The sequence below is a fragment of the Sphaerochaeta sp. genome, from assembly GCF_050256055.1.
Taxonomy (GTDB): domain Bacteria; phylum Spirochaetota; class Spirochaetia; order Sphaerochaetales; family Sphaerochaetaceae; genus Sphaerochaeta.
On record NZ_JBFWIJ010000015.1, the window covers coordinates 62,827 to 71,695 of the forward strand.

The 8,869-nt window shown below is 53.7% G+C and carries 9 protein-coding genes; 4 read left to right on the plus strand and 5 right to left on the minus strand.

All coding sequences use genetic code 11. The features are described 5' to 3' along the window. Window positions 1-2 precede the first annotated feature (2 nt). From AB7C91_RS07690 to AB7C91_RS07710, 5 genes are all read right to left on the minus strand, one after another. Complete coding sequence (locus tag AB7C91_RS07690; protein ID WP_332448104.1) at window positions 3-845, minus strand: carbohydrate ABC transporter permease; 843 nt, start codon at window positions 843-845, stop codon at window positions 3-5. Window positions 846-854: 9 nt separating this feature from the next. Continuing rightward, on the minus strand, window positions 855-1,748 hold the full coding sequence (locus AB7C91_RS07695; protein ID WP_332448103.1) for a sugar ABC transporter permease: 894 nt from the start codon (window positions 1,746-1,748) through the stop codon (window positions 855-857). Between the two features lie 66 nt (window positions 1,749-1,814). Then, a complete protein-coding gene (locus AB7C91_RS07700; RefSeq protein WP_332448102.1) occupies window positions 1,815-3,080 on the minus strand; it encodes an ABC transporter substrate-binding protein in 1,266 nt (421 codons plus the stop codon). A 46-nt stretch (window positions 3,081-3,126) separates the two neighbouring features. Continuing rightward, window positions 3,127-4,443, minus strand: coding sequence for a fucose isomerase (locus AB7C91_RS07705; protein WP_428590343.1), 1,317 nt, complete (start codon window positions 4,441-4,443; stop codon window positions 3,127-3,129). A 116-nt stretch (window positions 4,444-4,559) separates the two neighbouring features. Continuing rightward, entirely contained in the window at window positions 4,560-5,723 is a 1,164-nt protein-coding gene (locus AB7C91_RS07710) for an ROK family transcriptional regulator (RefSeq protein WP_332448100.1), read from the minus strand. Window positions 5,724-5,847: 124 nt separating this feature from the next. Between AB7C91_RS07710 and AB7C91_RS07715 the strand changes: the two genes are divergently transcribed. The 4 genes from AB7C91_RS07715 to AB7C91_RS07730 form a co-directional block, all read left to right on the plus strand. Then, window positions 5,848-6,669: a transketolase gene (locus AB7C91_RS07715; RefSeq protein WP_332448099.1), complete on the plus strand. Its 822-nt coding sequence runs from the start codon at window positions 5,848-5,850 to the stop codon at window positions 6,667-6,669. A gap of 9 nt (window positions 6,670-6,678) precedes the next feature. Next, window positions 6,679-7,620 carry a transketolase family protein gene (locus tag AB7C91_RS07720; RefSeq protein WP_332448098.1) on the plus strand — a complete coding sequence of 314 codons (942 nt, stop codon included), beginning with the start codon at window positions 6,679-6,681 and terminating at the stop codon, window positions 7,618-7,620. 13 nt (window positions 7,621-7,633) lie between these two features. Further along, entirely contained in the window at window positions 7,634-8,104 is a 471-nt protein-coding gene (locus tag AB7C91_RS07725; protein WP_332448097.1) for an RpiB/LacA/LacB family sugar-phosphate isomerase, read from the plus strand. Further along, on the plus strand, window positions 8,101-8,869 hold a 769-nt coding region (locus tag AB7C91_RS07730), incomplete at its 3' end, for an iron-containing alcohol dehydrogenase (protein WP_428590348.1). The genes AB7C91_RS07725 and AB7C91_RS07730, both read left to right, overlap by 4 nt.

Sequence of the window (8,869 nt, forward strand, 5' to 3'; positions counted from 1 at the left end):
ACCTACCCCTTCACCCCACCGGCGGTGAGACCGCCGATGATCTTGTCATGCAGAAAGGCATACCCGGCGATGCTGGGAATGATGGTGATGATTACAGCAGCATACATGCTGCTGTAATCGGTGATGAACTGACTGCTGAAGAATTTGATGCCCAACTGGATGGTTCTCGATTCTATAGAGGAAGTCAGGAGCATGGCCATCAAAAATTCGTTCCACGAGTAGATGAAGCAGAAAGTGGCCGCAGTAACCAGACCGGATCGGGAAAGAGGAAGGATGATGGATGCAAATCGTCGGAAGAAGGAGCATCCATCGATGATGGAAGCTTCCTCCAGTTCACGAGGTATGGATTTCATGAATGCTGTGACCAGAAAAATCGAGACAGGGATGTTAACCGCAGTGTAGACCAATACCAAGGCGAGCAGCTTGTTGTACAGCCCCGCTTTGGTGATCAGGCTGAAATACGGGACCATGAAGGAAATTACCGGAACCAGAACGCCGGCGGTCAGGATGGTATAGATGACATCCCTTCCCTTGAAGTGTTCCCGAGCAAGGATGAAGGACCCCATGGCGGTCACCAGGCTGTTGAGTACCACGGCGCTTGCTGCGACGACGATTGAATTGAACAGCAACCTTGGCAGACTTGCCATGGAAAGCGCTTTTGCATAGTTGCCCCATTGTAATTTTGCCGGCCAGCCGAATGGATTCGTCTGCAACTCCAGGTTGGTTCGCAAAGAGCTTACCAAAAGCCAGAACAGTGGCAGCAGGGCAATACTGAGCAGGGCGATCAATAAGATCCATTTGAGGGTGTTTGCCGTAAGATAGGCAATCGAGTGCTGTGTTCTCATCGTCTGCTCCTATTGGGCCATTTCACTCATCGGATCGGAAGATCCGAAGAGCTTGCGCAGCAAGGTGATAACCACCGTACCCATGATGATCAGAAATACGCCCGCCGTACTGGCTTCGCTGTACCGCAAGGCATCCATTTTCAGATACAGGTCGATCCCCATCGTCGTGGTGGCATATGCAGGCCCTCCACCGGTCATCAGGAATGTGGATTCGAAATGCCGCATTCCATACGCCATCGCCAAGGTCATCGTAGTGACCAAACTGCCCCTGAGCATGGGAAGCGTGATGGAGAATTCCTGCTGCAGGGTGTTCGCCCCATCGATCTCAGCAGCCTCATAGAGGGAACGGGGAATGTTCATCGCAGAGGCAAGCAGGACGATCATGAAATACCCGATATAAATGACCGTCTGAAAAATGACGGCACCCAAGGCGGTGTCCGGGTTTCCCAGCCAATTGCGACTTTCCATGCCAAAGACAGAGGACAGTATGGCATTCAGCGGTCCTTGGACATTGTATATGGCAACCCAGACCATCGCCAGGGCGACAGTGGATATTACATTCGGCAGATAGTAGACGGTACGCAAAAAGCGCCAGCCAAAGGGCTTTCTGACCAGGATCATGGCCACCAAGCAGGCCAAAGGCACTTGGATGAACCCTTGGCAGAGGGCCCAGATCACATTGTTTCCCAGTGCTTTGCGAAAGGTGGGATCACTGAGTAATTTCTGGTAATTCGCGATCCCGTTGAATTTCATCGCCCCGATCCCCCGCCAACTGGTGAAGCTGGTGATGATGGTGAAAATGAAGGGATAGAGGAAAAAGAAACAGAACAGCAGCGAGACAGGTAGCAAAAAGAGAATTCTTGCACCCCAAACCCGCTTGTTCCGGGTACCGACAGACTGCATACGATATGCTCCTAGGTAGAAAGATTCGTGCCGCCGCAGATCGGCGGCGGCACTTCCCATACAGTATTAGCGTTCGATCTTTCGATCCACCAAGGCACAGAATTCCTCTGCACTGATCTTACCCAAGGCGAGAGCCCCCAATTGCTGGGCGAACTCAAGGGTGACTTCAGCTCCCATGGCCGCCTCAAGGTCGAAGGCCGTGGACTTTGCAGAAGATGCTACGTCATAGAACTGCTTCTGCAGATCATTGACCGGGCGGTAGTCCGTCTTGATGGCGAACATTGCGCCGCTGGTTTCAGCGATCTTGGCGATCGAAGAGGGACTGGTCAGGAACTGGAGGAAGTCCAGGATTGCCTGCTGCTTGGCTGCGTCCTTGGTGGAAGCTGCACAGATGTTGGCCTGCAGACGGCTGATCATGAAATCCTTGGTCGGTCCTACCGGAGGAAGACCTGCAATCTTGATGGAATTGAAGAACGGGGTGGCTGCCAGGTCGGCACGTCCTGCATACCAGGGACCGTTGGAGAATACCGCGGTCCTTCCAGCAAGGAAATGTCCACCGCTTCCACCGGCTCCCAGACCAACCGCATCTGCGGTGGAATAGTCGGTGATCATGCGCTTGGTCAGCTTGGCGGCCTCAACAAATGCGGGATCAGTGAACGGCTTGCTCCAGACGTCGGTTCCACCCAACGATACTGCAAAATGGCTGAACCAGATCATGGATGTCCAGGCGTTGGTGTCGCCGGTCATCTGGCTGGTCGGGGCGATGCCGATACTCTTGAGCTTGTCGAAAGCGGCGAACATCCCATCCATCGTGGTGGGGAGAGAGGTGATGCCAGCCTTCTTGAACGCATCCATGTTGTACCAGATCGGTAGGATTGCCGTTTCCATGGGCAGGGACTTAAGCATGCCGTCCACTGTCGACTGGGTGATCGATCCGGCATCAAAACTCTTCTTCCAATCATCGCTCATGACCTTGGAGAAATCCATCAGCAGATTCGACTGATAGAAGGTGGCGGTAGTCGGGTTGAACTTGATGGTAAAGATGTCTGCCGGGGCTTGTCCTGCGGCAAGACTGGTACGGACCTTCTGCTCGTAGGCATTGTAGTCGGGCTGCGGCTCAACGACCACCTTGATCTTTCCGGCATTCTTGGTATTGAATTCTTGTACCAAGGCTTCCACTGCTGGGGCCTTGCTGTCATTTCCAACCCAGATGCTTGCCCAACGAAGTTCGATCTCCTTTGCAGGAGCTGTTTCGCCTTGCCCCTGAGCGGTCAGGGGAAACACCAAACAGAGCAGCAACAGTACAGTGAGTAGATTCAATTTTCTCAACATAGCACTCTCCTTTGTATCGTAGTTTTGCGTGAAATGCAAACTATTCTCACTCGATAACCTTCCAACCCTTCAATTTGGCCGCAATGACCAAGGGCCTGATATAGGTGCCGTAGACTACCGATGAATGATGAGCCAGCCCATTATCCAACACCAAGTCCAGGACCTCCTTGACCGGCCGGTCGAAAACAGCCTTCATATAGGTTCCCTTGAGTAGTTTCTCCATCGGTACGGCCTTCGCTTTCTGCAGGAACATGCGATAGCCTCCTCGGGCGGAATCGAGGCGAAGCACCGAAAGCTCCCCACTCTTGAGCACAAAGTCTGCAGTCACTCCCTTGCCGCCGGCAAAGTAGGTGTCAAGACTGCGGTTGCATACGCCGTCCCACAGATTGCAGGGAGCGACTCCGCAGTGCCAAAACAGGGCGAAATCCTGTTGAACATCGATTTGTGAGAAGTCGAACAAAAACGGAGTCTCCGCTCCCAGTGCATGATGGGCGATCATGGACAGTGCTCCATCGATATCCCCCTCGCAGGCGAGAATCAAATCCTCAGACTGCAAGAGCGACATGGCTGCACACGGAGAAACCCCGAAATCGCGGGCAAACTCCGGCCAGCAGCGGATGGCCAGAGCGCTCAGATTCTTCGCTTTGTAGAACCCATTGAGTTTAGCCGAAAGTTCAGCCACCTTGTCCAACTGGAAGGAAGAGAGCGTCGATACATCGAAAAGCTGTATCAGTTGTTGCTTTCTATAGGCAATCTCCTGCTCTTCGACCGGCCACGAGAACACCTCGCTCAATTCATAATGGTCGACCAAAGCCCCGGTCTGTCCATAGAGCAGGTTGTCCTGCACCCCGACGTTGAAGAATCCATCCGCACGATAGCCGATGATGCCGATCTTGGCGTTCTTCATTGCCTTGATAACCCGGATGGCATCGATCCAATCCTCATCGATCGACCCCTGAATGATGACCGTGTAGTCGTCGAAGCCGCTCTTGTACAGGTTGGAAGCATTCAAATTCACGCCACATACGGAATTCAGTCGGATCTTACCACCGTTGTAGGGAAGTTCCTCCAGTCCCCACAACAACACGGGCACGGACAATTCACGTTTAAGCTGCAACACCAGATGCCCGAGATGGAAGGTCCCTGAAATGCAGACCAAGGCATCAATATGTTCAGTTGCCAAGCGCGTCGCTGCTGCTTGACCATCCTCCTGACTGATCACCAATTCCTCGATGAACCGCCACGCTACTGCTTCGATCGAAGCTAGATCCCGTCGGATTTGTTCATACAGCTCTTTGGCAGCAAGATAGTCATAGGTCGTTCGTGCAAGACAGACAACCCCGATTCGAACCGGTTGTTTCACAGAATGCTCCTTTGGTGCAGACAACGGAAGAGACCCGTAGCCTCATATAGTTACTTTCCTTAAGTAAGTAAATACCGGAAACAAGGATTCGTCAACAAAAAATGTATGGTTTTTTCCTAGCGGAAGAATTCCTGCAGCACGAGGTCGGATGCTCCCTTCTGGGTAAGCAGCGGATCGTAGGCGGCGCTGAACACCCGAGGAGGAACCGTGCAGAATGCATCAGGCTCGCTGATGAGATGCTGCACCTGTTCACAGAGAGCCTGGGAGATCGACTCGCAGCACCCTACGAACAGGAACGCCTTGGGGGCGAACAGCCGGGTAAGAATTTTCATGGCAACGACCAAATATCCCGCCGCCCGTTCTATCGTCCGTTTTGCCGCGACATCCCCTTCCTGCAGTTTTGACTCCAATCCTTCGAAGAGTGCCAAACGCAATTGCACCGAATTTGCGTCGAGGTCCTGCAGATATGCCTGCAGACACCCGCGCGTGCCGCAACTGCATCGGGGTCCGTCGGAATTGATGGGGATGTGTCCGGTTTCAATCGTCTGATCAAGACTGTTCACATAGATGTGGTCGTCATGGACGAAGGCCCCATTCACCCCGGTACGCAACAGGAAGGTGAACATGCTCCCCTGATGATCATATCCACCATAGCGGTACTCACTGAGGGCAAGGGCGCTGCAGTTGTTGTGCACCCATACCGGGATGCCAAGCCGCTCATACAGCTCGTCGCACAGTGCAATATCCTTCATTCCCTCGATGCGCGGATAATACAATACCCGTTTCTGGGCCAGGTCGACTTGGCCCGGGGCTGCTACGCCAAGGCCGATTACCTTCTGTTTCTCGATGCCCAGTTCAAAAAGGACACGGTTCACCTCATCGACGATCAACGTAATCACAGCCTGGGCATGGATATCCTCTCCCAAGGGATGCATGGCTGAATACACCCGCTCCCCTTGAAAGTCAAAGACACCGAAGGAAAGGAAAGCAGCCCAGAATTCCAAGCCGATCGTATAGCGGGCGTGCTTGGAAACCACATATAAGACCGGTCTCCGACCTTTCTTCGCCACTGTATCCTCAACGGCATTCTGCAACGGAACGATCAAGCCGTCCTCCTCCAAGGAGGAGAAGATCCGGAAAATGGTGGGCGCCTTCAACCCAGTCTGCTGCACCACTTCCGATTGACTCGTACCCGCCTTTCCCGCCTTATGGATGATGGAGAGGACGATGTTCTGGTTATGTACCCGTAAATCGGCGGCCCGCAGTGGATTCCCTTGCATAACAGCACTCCTTGGGGGTCAGTCTAATCCCATCGGAAGAAAAAATCCACAAGAAGTGGCTTTACAAGCCCAGCGGAATGCAATATATTTACTTTCACTAAGTAACTAAAAGAGAGGAACCTCCATGCTTACCTCATCACAGTTGCAATCCTTGACTGCGCTTGCCAAGGAAATCCGCAAACAAACCTTGTATACCATCGGCAACCTCGGTGTCGGACACATAGGGGGAGCCCTATCCATCGCCGACGTGCTGGCCTTGCTCTACGGAAAGGTTATGCACATCGATCCAGCCAATCCCGATTGGCAGGGACGCGACCTTTTGGTCCTATCCAAAGGACATGCCGGACCGGCACTCTATGCCACCTTGGCTTTGCAGGGATTCTTTCCCCTTGCTGAATTGACCAGTCTCAACCAGGGTGGGACGAATCTTCCCAGCCATTGCGACCGGACCAAGACCAAAGGCATCGACATGACCACTGGGTCGCTCGGGCAGGGCCTTTCCGCGGCATGTGGTCTCGCCTATGGACGAAGGCTCGACCACAATCCGGTCTATACCTACGCGATCATCGGTGACGGGGAAACCCAGGAGGGTCAGAACTGGGAAGCGGCCATGTTCGCCGCCCAATACAAATTGGATCATCTGATCGCATTCACCGACTACAACAAGCTGCAGATCGACGGGTATACCGACCAGATCATGAGCCTGGGGGATTTGGAAGGCAAATGGAACAGCTTCGGCTGGTTTACCCAGAGAGTTGACGGTCATGACTTGGTGGCGATGGACGAAGCAGTGGCGAACGCGCAGAGTCAGACGGGAAAACCTTCCATGATCATTCTGGACACCATCAAGGGAAAGGGTGCTTCGTTTTGTGAAGCCCTGCCGACCAACCATAACATGACCTTTGACCTCGAAACGGCAAAGGCTGCCATCGCAGAACTTGGATAGGAGAACAGCATGGAACAGAAAGAGATGCGCAGCGTCTATTGCGATACCCTGATCGAACTTGCCGGTCAGGATAAGCGGATCATGGTGGTGGAAGCCGACCTCATGCGGGCGACGGGTACGATGAAATTCAAGGAAGCTTTCCCCGATCGGGCTGTTGATGTCGGGGTTGCCGAGGCGAATCTGGTAGGGGTGGCCAGCGGACTCAGTGCCGCCGGAAAGATACCCTTTGCAGCAACCTTCGGCTGTTTCGCTTCCCGCAGGGTCTTCGACCAGTTCTTCATATCGTCCAATTATGCCAAGCTCAACGTAAAACTGGTCGGGACCGACCCCGGCATCAGCGCAGCCTTCAACGGAGGCACCCATATGCCTTTCGAGGACGTTGGGTTGATGCGCATGATCCCCGGTCTCACCATCTTTGAACCATCCGATCCGGTGAGCCTCAGGTCCTTGGTGCAGCAAAGCGCCGCATTACAGGGATGTACCTATATGCGACTCCATAGAAAAACCGTGAAAAGCATCTACGCAGAAGATGCCACCTTCACCCTGGGAAAAGGGAATGTGCTCGAGGACGGCAAGGATGTTACCATCATGGCAATGGGGGCGATCCTTGTTCCCCAGGCACTTCGGGCGGCTTCCCTCCTCAAGGATGCGGGTATATCGGCTGCAGTCATCGATATGCATACCGTCAAGCCCCTGGATGAGGAATTGGTGCTTGCCTATGCACGGAAGACCGGCTGCATCGTAACGGCTGAGAACCATCAGACAGCAGGGGGCTTGGGGGCTGCAGTGGCAGCATTCCTAAGCCAGAACCATCCCACCAGGATGGCGATGGTGGGTATCCAGGATAAGTTCGGACAGGTGGGCACACAAGATTGGCTGCAGCAACACTACAAGCTGACGGCCGAGGAAATCGTCCTCCAAGCCACCCGTCTGGTCAAAGAAAAATACTAAAGGAGCAAAGAGTATGACCATTGCAATTGCATGTGACCTTTCAGGATTCCCCTTGAAGAAGGAATTGACCGAACATTTGAAGAGCCAGGGATATACCGTACTCGATTTCGGCATTGAAGGGGAGGATGCCCCCCAGCCCTATTTCATCCAAGCCCCGAAGGTGGCGAAGGCCATCCAGGAAGGTAAGGCGGAGAAAGGCATCCTGATCTGTGGCACCGGCCAGGGAATGGCGATTGTCGCAAATAAGCACAAGGGCATCTATGCCTGTGTGGTTGACGACATTTTCAGTGCAGAGCGTTCGAAGATCGTCAACAATGCGAATGTCATCACCCTGGGTGGTTGGATTACCGCTCCGTTCGTTGGAAAGCAGATCGTGGACGCATGGCTGGCCATGTCCTTCACCCAGAAAATGGAATTCAAGAAGGACTTTCTGACCAATGCGTTCAATCAGGTCGTGGAGATCGAAAAGGAAAACTTCAGATGACAGCAGCTTTGCTCAGTACGACCCAACTCTACTCCATGATGACGCTCAAAGGAGCGGAACTGGCGCAAATGCTCCGCTACGCAGCCCGGACACAAGAAGGTCTGCGTGTCGCCGTGGTGACGGACAATGCACCCATTCCAGCCAAGGCAGCACTGCTTGAGGCATTGCAGGCGCATTGTCAGGTGGAGATCTTCGACCAAGTTCAGCCAAACCCCCGTACCGAGGACATCCAAGCCATGGTCCAGGACAGCCGTTACGATACCTGCCATATCGTCCTGGGTATCGGCGGCGGCAGTGTCATGGACTCAGCGAAGGCTATGGCCATGCTCAAAGCCAATGGAGGAATGTTGGAGGAATACCTCGGCCTGACTCCGACAAGAGCGATAGAAAAACGGAGCATTCCGCTGGTCTTGGTCCCCACCACAGCCGGTACAGGCTCGGAGATGACCAAGGTGGGCGTCTATACCGACAAAACGGGAAGAAAACACACCTTGGGCTCTCCATTAATGAGTGCGTATGCGGCATTTCTGGTCGCATCGCTTTTGGACAGCATGCCTCTGGGTCTGTGCGCATCCACGGGTTTGGATGCCCTGGACCATGCACTCGAATCTTTGTGGAACAAGAACAGCACACCGCTTACTCGAGAAGTGTCCCGTTCAGCAGCAATCCAGGTTCTTTCCACACTCGGCCGTTTATACGTAGCCATCGAATCCGGTAGTCGCGAACGAAGGGCTTTGCAGATGACCATGCTCGAGGCCAGTGCAG

Bases quoted from the DNA above. Each gene is read 5' to 3' on its own strand.
- AB7C91_RS07690 (WP_332448104.1), bottom strand. From the start codon at position 845: ATGAGAACACAGCACTCGATTGCCTATCTTACGGCAAACACCCTCAAA.
- AB7C91_RS07695 (WP_332448103.1), bottom strand. From the start codon at position 1,748: ATGCAGTCTGTCGGTACCCGGAACAAGCGGGTTTGGGGTGCAAGAATT.
- AB7C91_RS07700 (WP_332448102.1), bottom strand. From the start codon at position 3,080: ATGTTGAGAAAATTGAATCTACTCACTGTACTGTTGCTGCTCTGTTTG.
- AB7C91_RS07710 (WP_332448100.1), bottom strand. From the start codon at position 5,723: ATGCAAGGGAATCCACTGCGGGCCGCCGATTTACGGGTACATAACCAG.
- AB7C91_RS07715 (WP_332448099.1), top strand. From the start codon at position 5,848: ATGCTTACCTCATCACAGTTGCAATCCTTGACTGCGCTTGCCAAGGAA.
- AB7C91_RS07720 (WP_332448098.1), top strand. From the start codon at position 6,679: ATGGAACAGAAAGAGATGCGCAGCGTCTATTGCGATACCCTGATCGAA.
- AB7C91_RS07725 (WP_332448097.1), top strand. From the start codon at position 7,634: ATGACCATTGCAATTGCATGTGACCTTTCAGGATTCCCCTTGAAGAAG.